The sequence below is a fragment of the Chromobacterium sp. ASV23 genome (assembly GCF_016428945.1).
Lineage (GTDB): Bacteria > Pseudomonadota > Gammaproteobacteria > Burkholderiales > Chromobacteriaceae > Chromobacterium > Chromobacterium sinusclupearum.
In genome coordinates, this window is the sequence record NZ_JAELTR010000037.1 from 24,485 (window position 1) to 41,365 (window position 16,881).

20 protein-coding genes are annotated in these 16,881 nt (G+C 62.8%); 18 read left to right on the top strand and 2 right to left on the bottom strand.

The features are described from left to right. Window positions 1-17 precede the first annotated feature (17 nt). Window positions 18-1,166 (bottom strand): 2-methylcitrate synthase, encoded by a 1,149-nt coding sequence (gene prpC / locus JHD59_RS14785; RefSeq protein ID WP_199154794.1) that lies wholly within the window; start codon window positions 1,164-1,166, stop codon window positions 18-20. A 50-nt stretch (window positions 1,167-1,216) separates the two neighbouring features. Beyond that, window positions 1,217-2,095: a methylisocitrate lyase gene (prpB, locus tag JHD59_RS14790; protein ID WP_199154795.1), complete on the bottom strand. Its 879-nt coding sequence runs from the start codon at window positions 2,093-2,095 to the stop codon at window positions 1,217-1,219. Between the two features lie 244 nt (window positions 2,096-2,339). Here prpB and rpoE point away from each other — a divergent pair, with 244 nt between their 5' ends. The 18 genes from rpoE to JHD59_RS14880 all read left to right on the top strand — a co-directional run bounded on the left by rpoE (window position 2,340) and on the right by JHD59_RS14880 (window position 16,166). Next, on the top strand, window positions 2,340-2,939 hold the full coding sequence (rpoE, locus tag JHD59_RS14795; RefSeq protein WP_043626269.1) for an RNA polymerase sigma factor RpoE: 600 nt from the start codon (window positions 2,340-2,342) through the stop codon (window positions 2,937-2,939). A 2-nt stretch (window positions 2,940-2,941) separates the two neighbouring features. After that, entirely contained in the window at window positions 2,942-3,421 is a 480-nt protein-coding gene (locus tag JHD59_RS14800) for a sigma-E factor negative regulatory protein (protein ID WP_199154796.1), read from the top strand. Beyond that, the gene (locus JHD59_RS14805; RefSeq protein ID WP_199154797.1) at window positions 3,421-4,386 is read left to right on the top strand and encodes a MucB/RseB C-terminal domain-containing protein; all 966 of its coding nucleotides are present in this window, start codon (window positions 3,421-3,423) and stop codon (window positions 4,384-4,386) included. The genes JHD59_RS14800 and JHD59_RS14805 overlap by 1 nt, the downstream gene beginning before the upstream one ends. A 206-nt stretch (window positions 4,387-4,592) precedes the next feature. Beyond that, window positions 4,593-6,005, top strand: coding sequence for a DegQ family serine endoprotease (locus JHD59_RS14810; protein WP_199154798.1), 1,413 nt, complete (start codon window positions 4,593-4,595; stop codon window positions 6,003-6,005). Then, window positions 6,002-6,241, top strand: coding sequence for a glutaredoxin family protein (locus JHD59_RS14815; RefSeq protein ID WP_199154799.1), 240 nt, complete (start codon window positions 6,002-6,004; stop codon window positions 6,239-6,241). Before JHD59_RS14810 ends, JHD59_RS14815 begins: the two co-directional genes overlap by 4 nt. 158 nt (window positions 6,242-6,399) lie before the next feature. Beyond that, window positions 6,400-8,193 carry a translation elongation factor 4 gene (lepA, locus tag JHD59_RS14820; protein ID WP_199154800.1) on the top strand — a complete coding sequence of 598 codons (1,794 nt, stop codon included), beginning with the start codon at window positions 6,400-6,402 and terminating at the stop codon, window positions 8,191-8,193. Further along, window positions 8,194-9,171 carry a signal peptidase I gene (lepB, locus tag JHD59_RS14825; protein WP_103321451.1) on the top strand — a complete coding sequence of 326 codons (978 nt, stop codon included), beginning with the start codon at window positions 8,194-8,196 and terminating at the stop codon, window positions 9,169-9,171. A gap of 35 nt (window positions 9,172-9,206) precedes the next feature. Then, window positions 9,207-9,569: a DUF4845 domain-containing protein gene (locus JHD59_RS14830; RefSeq protein ID WP_071110434.1), complete on the top strand. Its 363-nt coding sequence runs from the start codon at window positions 9,207-9,209 to the stop codon at window positions 9,567-9,569. Between the two features lie 7 nt (window positions 9,570-9,576). Further along, window positions 9,577-10,287 carry a ribonuclease III gene (gene rnc / locus JHD59_RS14835; RefSeq protein WP_199154801.1) on the top strand — a complete coding sequence of 237 codons (711 nt, stop codon included), beginning with the start codon at window positions 9,577-9,579 and terminating at the stop codon, window positions 10,285-10,287. Beyond that, window positions 10,284-11,174: a GTPase Era gene (gene era, locus JHD59_RS14840; protein WP_103321452.1), complete on the top strand. Its 891-nt coding sequence runs from the start codon at window positions 10,284-10,286 to the stop codon at window positions 11,172-11,174. Before rnc ends, era begins: the two co-directional genes overlap by 4 nt. After that, a complete protein-coding gene (locus JHD59_RS14845) occupies window positions 11,174-11,461 on the top strand; it encodes a hypothetical protein (RefSeq protein WP_199154802.1) in 288 nt (95 codons plus the stop codon). Before era ends, JHD59_RS14845 begins: the two co-directional genes overlap by 1 nt. Beyond that, a complete protein-coding gene (recO, locus tag JHD59_RS14850; protein ID WP_199154803.1) occupies window positions 11,458-12,195 on the top strand; it encodes a DNA repair protein RecO in 738 nt (245 codons plus the stop codon). Before JHD59_RS14845 ends, recO begins: the two co-directional genes overlap by 4 nt. 22 nt (window positions 12,196-12,217) lie before the next feature. Then, entirely contained in the window at window positions 12,218-12,949 is a 732-nt protein-coding gene (gene pdxJ / locus JHD59_RS14855; RefSeq protein ID WP_199154804.1) for a pyridoxine 5'-phosphate synthase, read from the top strand. Continuing rightward, complete coding sequence (gene acpS, locus JHD59_RS14860) at window positions 12,949-13,326, top strand: holo-ACP synthase (RefSeq protein WP_199154805.1); 378 nt, start codon at window positions 12,949-12,951, stop codon at window positions 13,324-13,326. The genes pdxJ and acpS overlap by 1 nt, the downstream gene beginning before the upstream one ends. Before the next feature lie 83 nt (window positions 13,327-13,409). Continuing rightward, complete coding sequence (gene nagZ, locus JHD59_RS14865) at window positions 13,410-14,498, top strand: beta-N-acetylhexosaminidase (RefSeq protein ID WP_199154806.1); 1,089 nt, start codon at window positions 13,410-13,412, stop codon at window positions 14,496-14,498. A 1-nt stretch (window position 14,499) separates the two neighbouring features. Next, window positions 14,500-14,973 carry a hypothetical protein gene (locus JHD59_RS14870; protein ID WP_199154807.1) on the top strand — a complete coding sequence of 158 codons (474 nt, stop codon included), beginning with the start codon at window positions 14,500-14,502 and terminating at the stop codon, window positions 14,971-14,973. Between the two features lie 12 nt (window positions 14,974-14,985). Then, window positions 14,986-15,735, top strand: a complete 750-nt coding sequence (locus JHD59_RS14875) for a molybdopterin-binding protein (protein ID WP_103321458.1) — start codon at window positions 14,986-14,988, stop codon at window positions 15,733-15,735. 62 nt (window positions 15,736-15,797) lie between these two features. Continuing rightward, window positions 15,798-16,166, top strand: coding sequence for a DUF2628 domain-containing protein (locus JHD59_RS14880; RefSeq protein WP_255408118.1), 369 nt, complete (start codon window positions 15,798-15,800; stop codon window positions 16,164-16,166). The last annotated feature ends 715 nt before the right edge of the window (window positions 16,167-16,881 follow it).

The window sequence follows — 16,881 nt, forward strand, 5'->3', positions numbered from 1 at the left end:
GTCTCGTGGCGAGAAGCTCAGCGTTTTTCCAACGGAATGAAAACCTGATCCTCCGGCCCGATGTAATTGGCCGACGGGCGGATGATCTTGCCGTCCTGGCGCTGCTCAATCACGTGGGCTGCCCAGCCGCTGGTGCGGGAGATCACGAACAGCGGGGTGAACATGGCGGTGGGCACGCCCATCGCGTGGTAGCTGACGGCCGAGAACCAGTCCAGATTCGGGAACATCTTCTTGACGTCCCACATCACGCTTTCCAGGCGCTCGGCGATATCGAACATCTTCATGTCGCTGTTGCTCTTGGACAGCTGGCGCGCCACTTCCTTGATGACCTTGTTGCGCGGGTCGGAAATCGTATAAACGGGGTGGCCGAAGCCGATCACCACTTCTTTCTTCTCGACGCGGGCGCGGATGTCGGCTTCCGCTTCGTCCGGATTTTCATAGCGCTGCTGGATTTCAAACGCCACTTCGTTGGCGCCGCCGTGTTTGGGGCCGCGCAGCGCGCCGATGGCGCCGGTGATGGCGCTGTACATGTCGGAGCCGGTGCCGGCGATGACGCGGGCGGTGAAGGTGGAGGCGTTGAATTCGTGTTCGGCGTAGAGGTTCAGCGAGGTGTGCATCGCGCGCACCCACTCGTAGGACGGCTTGACGCCGTGCAGCAGGTGCAGGAAGTGGCCGCCTGTGCTGTCGTCGTCGGTTTCCACCTCGATGCGCTTGCCGTTGTGGCTGTAGTGATACCAGTAGAGCAGGATGGAGCCGAAAGAGGCCATCAGGCGGTCGGCGATGTCTCGCGCGCCGGCCAGGTTGTGGTCATCCTTCTCCGGCAGCGCGCAACCCAGCGCCGAGGCGCCGCTGCGCATCACATCCATCGGATGGGCGCTGGCCGGCAGCGCTTCCAGCACGGCCTTGACCGAGGCTGGCAGGCCGCGCAGCGATTTCAGCTTCTTCTTGTAGCCGGTCAGTTCCGCCTTGTTCGGCAGCTTGCCGTGCACCAGCAGGTAGGCCACTTCCTCGAATTCGCAATGGCCGGCGATGTCCAGGATGTCATAGCCGCGATAGTGCAGGTCGTTGCCGCTGCGGCCTACGGTGCACAGCGCGGTGTTGCCGGCGGCCACGCCGGACAGCGCCACGGATTTCTTCGGTTTGCCGGTTAGTACCACTTCAGTCATGCCACTTCTCCTTTGTCAGACTTGGGGCGTTGCCGTTGCTTTGCGTGTTTTTATTGCTTGCCGGCGGCGAATAGCTGGTCCAGTTTCTTTTCGTATTCGTGGTAACCCAGGTGGTCGTACAGCTGCACCCGGGTTTGCATCTTGTCCAGCACGGCCTGTTGCGTGCCGTCGCGGCGGATCGCGCCGTATACTTCCAGCGCGGCCTGGCTCATGGCGCGGAAGGCCGATAGCGGGTACAGCACTAGGCCGACGCCATTGGCGGCCAGTTCGTCCGTGGTGTACAACGGGGTGGCGCCAAACTCGGTGATGTTGGCCAGCACCGGCACTTTCACCGCCTCGGCGAAGCGCTTGTACATGGCCAGATCGGTCATCGCTTCCGGGAAGATCATGTCGGCGCCGGCTTCCACGCAGGCGACGGCGCGTTCGATGGCGGCGTCCAAACCCTCCACCGCCAGGGCGTCGGTGCGGGCCATGATGACGAAGCTGTCGTCGCGGCGGGCGTCGGTGGCGGCCTTGATGCGGTCCACCATCTCATCCTGCGGCACGATCGCCTTATTGGGGCGGTGGCCGCAGCGCTTTTGCAGAACCTGATCTTCAATGTGAACGGCCGCCACGCCGGCTTTCTCCAGGCTGCGCACCGCGCGGGCGATGTTGAAGGCGCCGCCCCAGCCGGTGTCGATGTCGACCAGCAGCGGCAGGTCGGTGACGTCGGTGATGCGGCGAGCGTCGATCAGCACGTCTTCCAGCGTGGTGATGCCAAGGTCCGGAATGCCGCAGGATGCCGCGGCGACGCCGCCGCCGGACAGGTATAAGGCCTTGAAACCTGAGTGTTCGGCCAAACGTGCAGCATAGGCGTTGATTGCGCCCACCACTTGCAACGGTTTTTCGGTGGCCACGGCCTGGCGGAAACGCTGCCCGGGAGTGCTCATTGGATGCTCCTGACGGTGGATATGGGTTAGCTGCCTGTCATTCAAGCAAGTGCTTGGTTGGAGTGTAAAGGCTCTAGAAAATACTGGCAATAGTTGACATTTGGATGTTCAAGTTTTGCCGCGGGGATGATATGTTTCGCATCGTCCTCGATATTGGGAACTCAAGGCGAAGCCTGTGGTCTAGATCACAGTCCACGTAACGACCACATAGAACAGTGGGCAAACCAGGGAGCATAACAACGACATGAGTGATCGGGATATCGATCAACAGTTGGTGGAACGTGCCCAGCGAGGTGAAAAAAGAGCTTTCGATCTGCTTGTTGCCAAGTATCAGCGACGTCTCGCCAGGCTGTTGTCGCGGTTTATCCGCGACGGTTCGGACATCGAGGATGTGACGCAGGAAGCTTTTATCAAAGCGTATCGTGCTTTGCCGTCTTTCCGAGGTGAGAGCGCGTTTTACACGTGGCTGTACAGGATAGGCATCAATACGGCCAAGAATTTCCTCAGCGCCAACGGGCGACGCCCGGTGGTGAACAGCGAGATCGAGGACGAGGACGGCGAGAGCTTCGACATGGCGTCGCAGATCCCGGACATGAACACGCCCGAAACCGAGCTGATGAACAAGGAAATTCTGGCAACGGTCAATGCCGCCGTGGAAGCCTTGCCGGAGGAGTTGCGTACCGCCATTACCCTCAGGGAAATGGAGGGGCTGTCCTACGACGAGATCGCTACGGTGATGGATTGTCCGATAGGCACTGTGCGTTCGCGGATTTTCCGCGCTCGCGAGGCGATTGCTGCTGAACTGCGGCCTCTGCTGGATACGGCCAAGAACAGAAGGTGGTAAGTATGAAAGAAACGATTTCCGCGCTGATTGACGGCGAACTGGACGAGCCCCTGGTCAATAAGGCCATTGCCTCGATCGCCGACGACAAAGACCTGGATGCGGCCTGGGAACAATATCATCTGATCGGCGATGCGATGCGCGCCAATCGGCTGGCCTCGCTCGACGTGCGCGCCAAGGTGGCCGAGCGCCTGGCGGCGGAGCCGACCGTGCTGGCTCCGCGCCGCTGGATGCGGCCGCAGCGCGCTAGAACGGCGGGCGCCGTGGCGCTGGCCGCCAGCGTCAGCTTCGCCGCGGTGGTGGGCTGGCAGCAGCTCAGCCATCGTCAGGCCTCGCCATCCGTGATCGCCGATCGCGGCGTGCCGGTGCAGATGGCTCAGCCGGCTCAGCTTGAGCAGGATGACCCGTATGTGCTGGCTCACCAGGAAGTGACCGCGGATCAAGGTGTGATGCGCGTATCTTACGGAAACGGAGTTCGCCACTGATGCGTGTCGTACCCCTGATTGGTGTGTTGATGTTCGGGGCCGCCTGTGCGGCCCACGCCGAGGATGACATGCAGCTGTTGCGCAAGGTTGGCAATGCCAGCCGGCAGCAGGCTTTGGACGGCACCTATCTGCATCAGATGAATGGCATGCTGGAAACCTTCCGCCTGGTGCGCCAGGGGCCGGGGGACAATGTCCGCGAGAAGCGTACTTCGCTGGACGGTCCGCCGCGCGAGGTGGTGAGGAACGGCGGCGAGCTGACTTGCTACGCGCAGGACAAGCGCGCGCTGATGGCCTGCAAGATCAGCGCGATGCGGCTGTTCCCGGCCTTGCTGCCTGACGATGTCGACGATATTGCCCGCTCCTATGTGCTCAAGCGCACCGGCACGGATCGGGTGGCGCAGCGAGACTGCCAGTGGCTGGATCTGCAGCCGCGCGATCCGCAGCGCTACACCATGCGCATGTGCGTCGAGCCGACCACCTATCTGCCCTTGAAGATGATCACCCTGTCGCCGCGCGGCGACTCGGTGGAGCAATTCACCTTCACCGAGATAGAGCTGGCCGGCGTCAAGGATAAGCGGGCCTACCGCGCCAAGCTGCCGCAGAAGTTCCTGCTGCGTTCGTCCAAGGCGCCGACGGGCGCGGATCCGTCGATTTCGCAAAATGAAATCACCGGTTTGCCGCAGGGCTTCCGCTTGTTGCGCTCGGCGGAACGGGTGTTGCCTGGCACGGGAGCCAAGCCGGTGCGTCATCTGGTGCTGTCCGACGGGCTGGTGATGCTGTCGGTGTTCGTCGAGCCGCCGCCGCCGGAAAACGCGCGGATGGAGCGGGTGGGCAATCTGCACGGCGCAATCAATATGGCTACCAGCTATCAGGGCGATATGCAGCTGACGGCGGTGGGCGATATGCCGCAAACGGCGATGATGGCGCTGCTCAAGGGCATGCATCTCAATGCCAAGAGCGAGTGAGCCGGGCAAGATGATTGGGATTGGCCACTTTTCCGCTGGCGGCGGGAGAGTGGCCCGCAGTGACCGGCGCGGTTGTTCTTCCGCGTCGATGAGAATAGAGGAGGGGTGATGCCGGCCGCCAGGCTTGTATTTCCTGTCTGTTCGTTTCAATAGCCGGCGCTCGCCGGCGTATTCAATCCACAACACAGCAAAAAGATGGAGCGCACATGTCGATCAAAAAGCTGATCGTTTCCGCCATGCTGGCGGCATCGGTGCTGACTGCCGCGGTTCCCGTCGCCATGGCGGCGGATCTGCCGGATTTCAGCGCCATTGTTGAAACCGAAGGCAAGGCCGTGGTCAATATCAGCACCACGTCCACGGTCAAGGAAGTGTCGTCCGGTTTGCCGGAAGGCATGGAGGGCGACCCGTTCTTCGAGTTTTTCCGCCGTTTCGCGCCGCCGCGCATGCAGGAACGCCAGGAAAGCTCGCTCGGCTCCGGCTTCATCATCTCCGCTGACGGTTACGTGCTGACCAATGCCCATGTGGTGGCGCGCGCCGACAAGATCACCGTCAAATTGACCGACAAGCGCGAATTCCAGGCCAAGGTCATCGGCTCCGATGCCCGTTCCGACGTGGCCTTGCTGAAGATCGAAGCCGCCAACCTGCCGGTGGCCCGCCTCGGGAATGCCAAGGATGTGAAGGTGGGACAGTGGGTGCTGGCCATCGGCTCGCCGTTCGGCTTTGAAAACACCGCTACATCGGGCATCGTTTCCGGCAAGAACCGCATGCTGCCGGACGAAAGCGCGGTGCAGTTCATCCAGACCGACGCCGCGGTCAATCCCGGCAACTCCGGCGGCCCGCTGTTCAACATGAGGGGCGAGGTGATCGGCGTCAATTCGCAGATCTATAGCCGTTCCGGCGGCTTCATGGGCATCTCTTTCGCCATTCCGATCGATACCGCGATGAATGTGGCGGATCAGCTGAAGGCAAAGGGCAAGGTGACCCGCAGCCGCATCGGCGTGGTGATTCAGGAGCTGAGCAAGGAGCTGGCGGCCTCGTTTGGCCTGGCCAAGCCCAGCGGCGCGCTGATCAATGCGCTGGATCCGAAAGGCCCGGCGCAGAAAGCGGGGCTGAAGGCTGGCGACATCATCGTCAAGGTCAATGGCCAGGAAGTGAATTCCGGCGGCGATCTGCAGCGCCTGATCAGCGATATGCCGCCTGGCAAGCCGCTGGCGCTGGATATCTGGCGCAACCGCGCGCCGGCGAGCGTGCGCGTGGTGCCGGAGGAGTTGAAGGAAGAGGACTCCCGCATCGCCCAGCGCGAATACCGCAAGCCTGGCGCGCAGGGTGAGCAGAGCCTGGCGCAGATAGGCCTGCGACTGCAGGAATTGACGCCGATGCAGCTGAAGCAGGCCGGCATCGACTATGGCCTGCTGGTGCGCGCGGCCAACGGCGTGGCGATGCGCGCCGGCATTCAGCCCGGCGACGTCATCGTCGGCGTCGGCAGCGAGCCGCTGCAGAGCTTCGCCCAGTTGAAGAAGGCGCTGGAGCAAGTGAAGAAGGGCGGCACGGTGGCATTGCAGGTGATGCGCCAGGGTCAGGTGCAGTTTGTGCCGCTGACTGTGGGCGACGCGCAGTGAAGCTGACGCTTTACTTCCGCGAATACTGCAGCCTGTGCCATCAGATGCTGGCGGAGCTTGCGCCCTGGCGCGAGCGCCACGGCTTTGAGCTGGAAGTGCTGGATGTCGATGCCGATCCGGCGCTGGAGGCCCGCTTCAATGAGCTGGTGCCGGTGCTGATGGATGGCGAGACCGAAATCTGCCACTGGCATCTCGATGCGACGAAGTTGGCTGCACACTTGAGCGAAATCGGCTAAAATCCGCGCCAGTGTGAGTCAAACCGGGGGCGCGCAGGACGCGCCCCCGCTTGCTGATCGGCTTCCGGCAGCCGTCGGACCCGAGCGGGTCCCCCGGAAGGGCCATCCGTCAGCAGCCCCGGGCACGCTTGCGTGCCCTTCTCTTTTGCTGGAAACCGATGAAGAACATCCGAAATTTTTCGATCATTGCCCATATCGACCATGGTAAGTCCACCCTGGCCGACCGTTTCATTCAATTCTGCGGCGGCCTCGAGCTGCGCGAAATGAGCGCCCAGGTGCTCGACTCGATGGATATCGAGAAGGAACGCGGCATCACCATCAAGGCGCAGACTGCCGCCTTGCAGTACAAGGCCCGCAATGGCGAGGTCTACCATCTGAACCTGATCGACACCCCGGGACACGTGGACTTCAGCTATGAAGTGTCGCGCTCGCTGTCCGCCTGCGAAGGCGCGCTCTTGGTGGTGGACGCCTCGCAGGGCGTGGAAGCCCAGACCGTGGCCAACTGCTACACCGCCATCGAACTGGGCGTGGAAGTGGTGCCGGTGCTGAACAAGATCGACTTGCCGGCCGCCGACCCCGAACGCATCTCCCAGGAGATCGAGGACATCATCGGCATTGAAGCCGTAGACGCGGTGCGCGCCTCGGCCAAGTCCGGCATCGGTATCGAAGACATCCTGGAAGAGGTGGTCAACAAGATTCCGCCGCCGCAGGGCAATCCGGACGGCCCGCTGAAGGCGCTGATCGTCGACTCCTGGTTCGACAACTATGTCGGCGTGGTGATGCTGGTGCGGGTCATCGACGGCTCGCTGAAGCCCAAGGACAAGATCAAGTTCATGGCCACCGGCGCCGAGCATCTGTGCGAACAGGTGGGCGTGTTCACGCCGAAGTCGGTGCAGCGCCCCAGCCTGAACGCGGGCGAAGTCGGCTTTGTCATCGCCGGCATCAAGGAGCTGAAATCGGCCAAGGTGGGCGATACCATCACCCTGGTGAGCAATCCGGCCACCGAGGCGCTGCCGGGCTTCAAGGACGTGCAGTCCCAAGTGTTCGCCGGCCTGTATCCGGTGGAAAGCCACGATTACGAAGCGCTGCGCGACGCGCTGGAAAAACTGCAGTTGAACGACGCCTCGCTGAAGTACGAGCCGGAAGTGTCGCAGGCGCTGGGCTTCGGCTTCCGCTGCGGCTTCCTTGGCCTCTTGCACCTGGAAATCGTGCAGGAGCGGCTGGAGCGCGAGTTCGACATGGACTTGATCACCACCGCCCCCACGGTGAATTACGAAGTGGTGATGAAGGACGGCACGGTTGAAGTGGTGTCCAACCCGTCGCGCATGCCGGAAGCCGGCAAGTACGACGAGTTGCGCGAACCCATCATCACCTCCACCATCCTGGTGCCGCAGGATTATGTCGGCGCGGTGATGACCCTGTGCAACCAGAAGCGCGGCGTGCAGCGCAATATGCAGTATATGGGCCGCCAGGTGATGCTGACCTACGACCTGCCGATGAACGAAGTGGTGATGGACTTCTTCGACAAGCTGAAGTCCACCAGCCGCGGCTACGCCTCGCTGGACTACGAGTTCAAGGAATTCCAGAGCGCCGATCTGGTCAAGCTGGACGTGCTGGTCAACGGCGAGAAGGTGGACGCGTTGTCTCTGATCGTGCACCGCGCTTCCAGCGTGTACCGCGGCCGCGAGCTGGTGTCCAAGATGCGCGAACTGATCCCGCGCCAGATGTTCGACATCGCGGTGCAGGCGGCCATCGGCGGCCACATCATCGCCCGCGAAACCGTCAAGGCGCTGCGCAAGAACGTGCTGGCCAAGTGCTATGGCGGCGACATCACGCGTAAGAAGAAACTGTTGGAAAAGCAAAAAGCCGGCAAGAAACGCATGAAACAGGTCGGCAACGTGGAAATCCCGCAAGAGGCTTTCCTTGCCATTCTTCAAGTAGGGGACAAATAAGTGGGCGGAAACTTGTACTGGGTATTCGTCGCCCTGGCAGCGATCGGCGCCATGCTGATCGTGCTGGGCGGCAAGAAGCAGGAAGGGGCGGCCGATTGGCCGCAGTCCGTGCAGTGGGGCTATCTGGCGCTGGTGATCGGCGGCTTCGGCTTCCTCTCCAACTACATGAGCTTCACCGCCGTGATGCTGGTGTTTGTGCTGATCACCGGCGTGGTGTGGGCGCTGGACAAGTGGCTGCTGGCCAAGAAGCGCGCCGCCAGCGGCGCCGAGGCCGGCCATTTCGTGGATTATTCCCGCGGCTTCTTCCCGGTGATCCTGGTGGTGTTCGTGCTGCGCTCTTTCCTGGTGGAGCCGTTCCAGATTCCGTCCAGCTCGATGCGGCCGGGCCTGGTCGTCGGCGACTTCATCCTGGTCAATAAATTCGCCTATGGCATTCGCGTGCCGGTCCTCAATAATGTATTGATCCCGGTCGGGCAGGTGCAGCACGGCGACGTGGTGGTGTTCAACTACCCGCCGAATCCCAAGATCAATTACATCAAGCGCGTGATCGGCCTGCCGGGCGATACCGTCGAGTACCGCAACAAGCGCCTGACCGTCAACGGCAAGCCGCTGACCGATGTGCAGGACGGCACCTACGATTACCTGGAAAAGGAGTTGGGCCTGCAACAGATTACGGCCGATCAGTTCCGTGAAAGCCAGAACGGCAAGCACTACAAGGTGCTGAATAATGCGGGCACGCCTGTGGTGGCGCTGAGCCAGGTGCAGGACTTCCCGTACCGCGACAATTGCCGCTACGATGACGATGGCTTTGTCTGCAAAGTGCCGCAGGGCAATTACTTCATGATGGGCGACAACCGCGACAACAGTTCCGACGGCCGCTACTGGGGCTTCGTCAAGGATGATCTGATGGTCGGCAAGGCCTTCATGATCTGGATGAACTTCGGCAACCTGTCGCGCATCGGCAGCAAAATTCAATAAGCTACAGGCCGCGCTGGCCGCAGCGGGAGATTCGCATGAAAAAACAGAGGGGCTTGTCTGGCATCGCCGTGCTGTTGTGTGTCGCCCTGGCCGGCGCCGCCTTGTTGCTGGTGTTCAAGATCGTGCCGGTCTACACCGAATTCGCCAATATCAAGAATACGTTGCAGACCCTGTCCGCCGAAACCAATGCCGGCGAGTACACGCTGCGGCATGAGTTTGACCAGAAGGCGGCCGTTGCCGACATCACCGCGATCAAGGGCGATAACTTGACGGTGGTGGCCGGCAGTAGCGGCAACTTCCTGCGCGCGCAGTATCAGCGCGAGGTGCCGCTGTTCGCCAATGTCAGTCTGCTATTCCATTTCGATACCCAGGCAGGCCAACCGCCTGCTGTTCAATAACCATACCGTGACCCACACCGATAATCGATTCCGGCGCCTGTCCCAGGCGCTGGACTATTCCTTCAAGACGCCGGAATTGCTGCGCCAGGCCTTGACGCACCGCAGCTACGGCAGCGCCAATAATGAACGCTTCGAGTTCGTCGGCGACAGCATCCTCAATTACACCGTGGCCCGCATGTTGTTCGACCAGTTTCCGCAGTTGACCGAGGGCGAGCTGTCCCGGTTGCGCGCCAATCTGGTCAACCAGAACACGCTGGCCGAGATCGCCCATGAATTGAAGCTGGGCGACTACCTGTACCTGGGCGAGGGCGAGCTGAAAAGCGGCGGCTTCAACCGTCCGTCCATCCTGGCCGACGCGCTGGAAGCCACGTTCGCCGCCGTCAGCTTCGACGCGGATTTCGCCGCCGCCGAGCTGGTGGTGCGCAAGCTGTACGCGCAGCGCGTGGCCACCATCGACACCACGCGCCAGGCCAAGGACGCCAAGACCCGCTTGCAGGAAGCGCTGCAGGCGCGCAAGCTGGCGTTGCCGAAGTACCGCATCCTGTCGCAAAGCGGCGAGGCGCATGAACAATGGTTCAAGGTGGAGTGCGATCTGGGCGAAGTGGCCCTGATCGCCACCGGCGAAGGCGGCAGCCGCCGCGCCGCCGAGCAACAGGCCGCCGAAGCGGCGATCAACCTGCTGGAACAGAAACTCGCAGCAAGCAAGAAACGAACATGACCCACACCCCATTCCACTGCGGCTTTGTCGCCATCGTCGGCCGTCCCAACGTGGGCAAGTCCACGTTGATGAACCACTTGATCGGCCAGAAGATCAGCATCACGTCCAAGAAGTCGCAGACCACGCGCCACCGCGTCACCGGCATCCATACCGAGGACGCGGCGCAGTTCGTGTTCGTCGACACGCCGGGCTTCCAGACCTACCACAAGGGCGCGCTGAACGAGGCGCTGAACAAGAGCGTCAAGGATTCGCTCGGCAGCGTCGATTGCGTGCTGTTCCTGCTGGAAGCGATGCGCTTCACCGCCGCCGACCGCGAAGTGATGGCGCTGCTGCCCAAGAAAACGCCGGTCATCCTGGTGGTGAACAAGCTGGACAAGGCCAAGGACAAGCTGGCGCTGCAGGCCTTCATCGACGAGGTGTGCGCCGAGTTCGAATTCGCCGGCGTGGAAGTGGTCAGCGCCAAGCACGGCCAGCGCCTGGCCGAGCTGCTGGACCAAGTGCGCCCGCATCTGCCGGAGTCGATGCCGCTGTATCCGGAAGACATGATCACCGACAAGAACGAGCGTTTCCTGGCGGCCGAGATTGTCCGCGAGAAGCTGTTCCGCTATCTGGGCGAAGAGCTGCCGTACGAAATGAACGTCGAAGTGGAGATGTTCGAGATGGACGGCGCGCTGCGCCGCATCCACATCGCGGTGCTGGTGGACAAGGAGCATCAGAAGCCCATCGTGATCGGCAGGGGCGGCGAGAAGCTGAAGAAAATTTCCACCGAAGCGCGTCTGGACATGGAAAAGCTGTTCGACGGCAAGGTGTTCCTGCAGGTATGGGTGAAGGTGAAGTCCGGCTGGGCCGATGACGTCCGCTTCCTGCGCGAGTTCGGTCTGGACTGATGAAGCCGTTGGAACACCCGCCGTTTCAGCCTTGCTGGACGGTGCGGCTTACCGCCGACACGCCGGCGCTGGCCGGGCTGTCTCTGTGCGCGCTGCGCTTGGCCACGGCGCAGCCGGGCTGCCTGGGCGGCGATGCGGTGGAGCAGCTCACGTATTGGGATAGCGTCGACGCCATCGCCGCCTGGCGCGGCAGGGTGGAGCAGTTGGTTCTGCAGCGCTTGGGGCGCGGCGCCGGCGAGTTCGATTTTGTCGTCAGCCGCCGTTTGCCGGAGGATAGCCGCGCATGAGCCAGCCGGGGCGGGTGGACAAGCAGTCGGCCTATATCCTGCATACCCAGCCGTACCGCGAGACCAGCCTGCTGCTGGAAGTGCTGACGCGCGATCATGGCCGTTTCAGCCTGGTGGCGCGCGGCGCGCGGCGCCCGCGCTCCGATTTGCGCGGGGTGCTGCTGCCGTTTCAGCCGCTGACGCTCTCGTGGTTCGGCAAGGGCGAGTTGCGCACGCTGCATGGCGCGGATTGGGATGGCGGCGTGCGGCCGCTGACCGGCTTGCCGCTGGTTTGCGGCTTTTACCTGAATGAATTGATGATGAAGCTCACGGCGCGGGATGATCCCGAGCCGCGGGCTTTTTCCGTTTACGACTCGGCGGTGCGCGATCTGGCCGTCCAGTCATCGCTGGCGCCGGTGCTGCGCCGTTATGAGTTGAAACTGGCCCAGGTGCTGGGCTACGCGCCGTCGCTGGCGCGGGACAGCCACGGCGCGGACGTCGCCGCCGATCGCCATTACCTGTGCCGCGACGCGGCGCTGCCGGAGCCGGACGATCATCCTGAGCTGGCGCTGATCGGCCGCGTGGCGCGGCTTTCCGGCGCGGCGCTGTTGGCGATTGACGCCGACGACTACAGCGATCCGGCGGTGCGCGGCCAAGCGCGCCAGCTCAGCCGGGTGTGGCTGGGGGCGTTGCTGGGCGAGGAGCCGCTGGCGTCGCGCGAATTATTGCAGGCCATCCAGTCCCTGTCGGACTAGACGGCGAAAAAGGGAGAAGCAAATGATTCTGTTGGGCGTAAACATCGATCACGTCGCCACGCTGCGCCAAGCGCGCGGCACCCGCTACCCCAGCCCGGTGGAGGCCGCCCTGGTGGCCGAATCCAGTGGCGCCGACCTGATCACCCTGCACCTGCGCGAAGATCGCCGCCATATCCAGGACGCCGACGTCAAGGCCATGCGTCCGGTGCTGAAAACCCGGATGAACCTGGAAATGGCGATGACGCCGGAAATGCTGGCGCACGCGCTGGCAGTCGCGCCGGAAGATGTCTGCCTGGTGCCGGAAAAGCGCGAGGAAGTCACCACCGAAGGCGGCCTGGATGTGCGCGGCCATTACGCCGACGTCGGCCACTACACGGCTAAATTGAGCGAAGCCGGCATCCGCGTCTCCATCTTCATCGATCCGGACCGCGAGCAAATCCAGAAAGCCTACGACGCTGGCGCGCGCGTGATCGAGCTGCACACCGGCGCCTACGCCGATGCCCTGCATGCGGCCGAGCGCGAGGCCGAACTGGTCCGCATCCGCGAAGCCGCCGAGTTCGGCGCCAGCTTGGGGCTGGTGGTCAACGCCGGCCACGGCCTGAACTACCACAACGTCAAGCCGATCGCCGCCATCCCGCAGATCGCCGAACTGAACATCGGCCACGCCATCGTCGCCCACGCCTTGTTTGTCGGCTTCCCGCAAGCGGTGCGCGAAATGAAGACGCTGATGATAGAAGGCCGCCAGGGGCTGTAATGATTTACGGCATCGGCACCGATCTGGTCGAAATCGCCCGCATGGAAGCGCTCTTCCAGCGTTGGGGCGCCAAGGCCGGGCGGCGCATCCTGACGGAAATCGAGCAAGCGGAATTCGAAGCGCACGCCGAGCCGGCGCGCTTCCTGGCCAAGCGCTTCGCCGTCAAGGAGGCGTTCGCCAAGGCCTTGGGCACCGGCGTGGTGGCGCCGGCCTTGCTGACGGCGATAGGCGTCTGCCATGACGCGCAGGGCAAGCCCTTGCTGGCGCTGTCCGACGAGCTGGCCGCCTTCGCCGCCGCGCGCGGCGTCGCGCGCATGCATGTGTCGATCAGCGATGAGCGCGGCCACGCGCTGGCTTTTGTCGTGCTGGAATCGTAGCGGGAACGAGCGGCGCTCCCGCCTTGTCTTTGCAATACTTGGGTTGGCAATCCATGCCTCCCGCAACGGTCGAGGATAAAACCATGACTCAGACCCCATTGAACCTTCCGCGCGGCCCGGTGATGGTGGACATCGCCGGCTTCGCGCTCACCGAGCAGGAACGCGCTCGGCTCAGCCATCCGCTGGTGGGCGGCGTCATCCTGTTCCGCCGCAATTTCCAAGATATCGAGCAGCTGCGCGCGCTGACCGCCGAGATCCGCGCCTTGCGCAGCCCGCATCTGCTGATCGCCGTCGACCACGAAGGCGGCCGCGTGCAGCGCTTCCTCGATGGTTTCACCCGCCTGCCGCCGATGAATGTGCTGGGCGAAGCCTGGGATGCCGACCGCGATCAGGCGCTCAAACTGGCGGAAACCGTCGGCTATGTGCTGGCGGCCGAGCTGTCGGCCTGCGGCATCGACTTGTCCTTCACCCCGGTGCTGGATCTGAACTGGGAGCGTTGCGCCGTCATCGGCAACCGTTCTTTCCACCGCGATCCGGAGGCCGTGGCGGCGCTGGCCGAGGCGCTGCAGCAGGGCCTGGGACGCGGCGGCATGATGAGTTGCGGCAAGCATTACCCCGGCCATGGTTATGTGACCGGAGACAGCCACCACCTGATGCCGCAGGACGATCGCAGCCTGGCCGAGATCGAGCGCGACGATCTGATCCCCTTCGCGCGTCTGGCCGATGCCGGCATGGGGGCGGTGATGCCGGCCCATGTGTTGTATCCGGCGGTGGACAGCCAGCCGGCCGGCTTCTCCCGCGTCTGGCTGCAGGATATCCTGCGCGGCAAGCTGGGCTTCGACGGCGTGATCTTCTCCGATGCGCTGGACATGGCCGGCGCGGCCGGAGCCGGCAGCTATGTGCAACGCGCCGATGCGGCGCTGGATGCCGGTTGCGACATGGTCCTGGTGTGCAACCAGCCGGAAGAGGCCGACAGAATGCTGGCTCAGCTTGCGCCGCCGCCGCAACCCAAGCTGGCGGCGCGCCTGGAACGCATGGCGGCCAAGAGCAGCGCGCAGAGCTGGCGGCAAGTGATCGCCAGTGCCGACTTCGCCGCCGCTCAGGCCGTGGTGAGGCAGCTGACGATGCCGCAGGATGCGCTGGTTGGCCCGCAGGTGGGTGAGGCGCACTGATATGCTGCCCGCCAGCCTGGCGCAGCTGGATGCCATCCGCGAGGAATGCCGCGCCTTGGTGAGGCAACGCGCCGCGCTGTCGGCCGGCGCGTCGGCCTTGCCGGCGCCCGGCGTGGATGTTGCCGCCGATGTGGCCATCCTGCTGCAGCTGATTCCGGCCATCAACCAGCGCTTTGGCGTGGCGCCGGAGCAGATTGCCGCTTACGACGCGGCGCGCAAGCAGATGTTGTACCAGCTGATCCGCCGCGCCGGCAGCGCGCTTTTGGGGCTGGAGGTGACGCGGACGCTGCTGGCTGCGCTGGTCAAGCGAGCCGCCGGACGCTGGGCCGGCAAACAAGCGCTGAAGCTGGTGCCGGTGCTCGGCTGGGCGGCCAATGCCGCCATCGGCTTCGCCGCCATGCGCTATGTCGGCAACAGCCATATCGACGACTGCTATGCCGTCTGCCGGCGCATGCTGGAAGACGGCGGACGCTAAAAGGAGCAAAACATGCAAGTGGGCGCACTGATCATCGGCGACGAATTGCTGTCCGGCAAACGCCAGGACAAACACATGCAGGCGCTGATCCGCATTCTCGCCGCGCGCGGCATGAAGCTGGCCTGGGCCGAGTACCTGGGCGATGATCCGGCCCGCATCGAATCCGCCCTGCGCCGCGCTTTCGCCGGCAGCGATTTAGTGTTCAGCTTCGGCGGCATCGGCGCCACCCCGGACGACCATACCCGCGCCTGCGCCGCCCGCGCGCTGGGCGTGCCGCTGGCGCTGCACCCGGAAGCCAAGGCGCTGCTGGAAGCGCGCTTCGGCGACGAAGCCTATCCGCACCGCATCCACATGGGCCACTTTCCGCAGGGCGCGGCCATCATTCCCAATCCCGTCAATCAGATTCCCGGTTTTTCCTGCGGCCACGTCCACTTTGTGCCCGGCTTCCCCAGCATGGCCTGGCCCATGATCGAGTGGGTGCTGGATACCCATTATCGCCAGCTGTTCAACGATCAGCCCGATATCGAAATGACTTGCATCGCCATCGCTGCGAAAGAGGGCGATTTGATCGGGCTGATGCAGGATTTCACTACCCGCTACCCTTCGCTCAAATTGTCCAGTCTGCCCAATTTCGGCAATGAGGCGATTCCGCAGATGCATATCGAGTTTGGTTTTGCTGGCCAGCCGGCGCTGGTGGAGATCGCCATGGCGGAGTGGGTGAAAGTCTTGCGGGAGCGCGGTTACGAAGTCAGAAGTATTTGAGCCTGGTCAATCCCGCAGTTGTATTATGAGAGATTGGATGGATGGTTATCTTGGGGGGGAGCATGCATAGTTGGAAACTGTACTCGGTTAACGGGAAATCAATTGTAGCCCTAAAAGAGGGCATGAACTGGTTCGCCTTTTTCTTTGGCGGAGCTTGGGCATTTTTTCATCGCCTATATTGGCAAGGGGCGGTCGGTGTGTTGCTAGCCATTCTTCTCAATGGCTTTTTGGAGTTTCATCCCTTTTTGGGTTTGGTGTTGGGTCTTCTCGTATCTTCGATTTATGGATTCTATGCCAATGTCTGGCGAGGAAAGAGCTTGTTGAAAAAAGGCTATGTGAACGATCAGACGCTCCGAGCCAAATCTTCCAGAGATGCCATCGTGGAATACAAAAGGATTGTCGAGGGTTTGTCTATCGGGAGGGGGTTCTGAGGATTTCTTTCAGGAGACGCTGAACTGCTTGAATTGATTGATTTTTTGAATGGCATCTCATTTTTTAGGTTCTGAAAGGCGGCTGGTTTTATAACTTCCGCCTTTTGCTTTGTATGAACCATCTGGAGGTAAGCTGGGTCAGAATCTGACATCAATTATGTTCTTTGGGAAATTATGAGAGCCATTAGCTACCGCCCTGCTCATCCGGGAGACATCACCACCTGCATCGTCATTCGCGGTCAGACCCGTGAGAATGCCATTTCCGAATCCACGCTGAACGAATTGGGCATCACGCGTGAAAGCTGGGCGCAAAGCGTGCGCGTGGGCGAGCTGCCAGGCGTGGTGGCTGAGGTGGATGGCGGTATCGTCGGTTATTGCTTTGGTGACGCAATGAGTGGCGAGATCGTGGTGCTGGCCTTATTGCCTGAGTACGAGGGGCTGGGGGTGGGCAAGGCGCTGTTGCGCCAGATGATGGAAATCCTGCGCGGACTAGGTCATCAGCGCTTGTTCCTGGGCTGCAGCAGCGATCCGGAAGTACGTTCCCTGTCTCTTATACACATCTGACGCTGCCGACGACAGCACGGAGGTGGGGGTGGGGGGGGGGGGGGGGGGGGGGGGGGGGGGGGGGGGGGGGGGGGGGGGGGGGGGGGGGGGGGGGGGGGGGGGGGGGGGGGGGGGGGGGGGGGGGGGGGGGGGGGGGGGGGGGGGGGGGGGG

Coding starts and splice junctions, on each gene's coding strand:
- JHD59_RS14870 (WP_199154807.1), top strand. CDS start 14,500: ATGCTGCCCGCCAGCCTGGCGCAGCTGGATGCCATCCGCGAGGAATGC.
- era (WP_103321452.1), top strand. CDS start 10,284: ATGACCCACACCCCATTCCACTGCGGCTTTGTCGCCATCGTCGGCCGT.
- prpC (WP_199154794.1), bottom strand. CDS start 1,166: ATGACTGAAGTGGTACTAACCGGCAAACCGAAGAAATCCGTGGCGCTG.
- nagZ (WP_199154806.1), top strand. CDS start 13,410: ATGACTCAGACCCCATTGAACCTTCCGCGCGGCCCGGTGATGGTGGAC.
- JHD59_RS14800 (WP_199154796.1), top strand. CDS start 2,942: ATGAAAGAAACGATTTCCGCGCTGATTGACGGCGAACTGGACGAGCCC.
- JHD59_RS14880 (WP_255408118.1), top strand. CDS start 15,798: ATGCATAGTTGGAAACTGTACTCGGTTAACGGGAAATCAATTGTAGCC.
- JHD59_RS14845 (WP_199154802.1), top strand. CDS start 11,174: ATGAAGCCGTTGGAACACCCGCCGTTTCAGCCTTGCTGGACGGTGCGG.
- pdxJ (WP_199154804.1), top strand. CDS start 12,218: ATGATTCTGTTGGGCGTAAACATCGATCACGTCGCCACGCTGCGCCAA.
- JHD59_RS14830 (WP_071110434.1), top strand. CDS start 9,207: ATGAAAAAACAGAGGGGCTTGTCTGGCATCGCCGTGCTGTTGTGTGTC.
- rpoE (WP_043626269.1), top strand. CDS start 2,340: ATGAGTGATCGGGATATCGATCAACAGTTGGTGGAACGTGCCCAGCGA.
- JHD59_RS14810 (WP_199154798.1), top strand. CDS start 4,593: ATGTCGATCAAAAAGCTGATCGTTTCCGCCATGCTGGCGGCATCGGTG.
- prpB (WP_199154795.1), bottom strand. CDS start 2,095: ATGAGCACTCCCGGGCAGCGTTTCCGCCAGGCCGTGGCCACCGAAAAA.
- recO (WP_199154803.1), top strand. CDS start 11,458: ATGAGCCAGCCGGGGCGGGTGGACAAGCAGTCGGCCTATATCCTGCAT.
- acpS (WP_199154805.1), top strand. CDS start 12,949: ATGATTTACGGCATCGGCACCGATCTGGTCGAAATCGCCCGCATGGAA.
- JHD59_RS14875 (WP_103321458.1), top strand. CDS start 14,986: ATGCAAGTGGGCGCACTGATCATCGGCGACGAATTGCTGTCCGGCAAA.
- JHD59_RS14805 (WP_199154797.1), top strand. CDS start 3,421: ATGCGTGTCGTACCCCTGATTGGTGTGTTGATGTTCGGGGCCGCCTGT.
- lepA (WP_199154800.1), top strand. CDS start 6,400: ATGAAGAACATCCGAAATTTTTCGATCATTGCCCATATCGACCATGGT.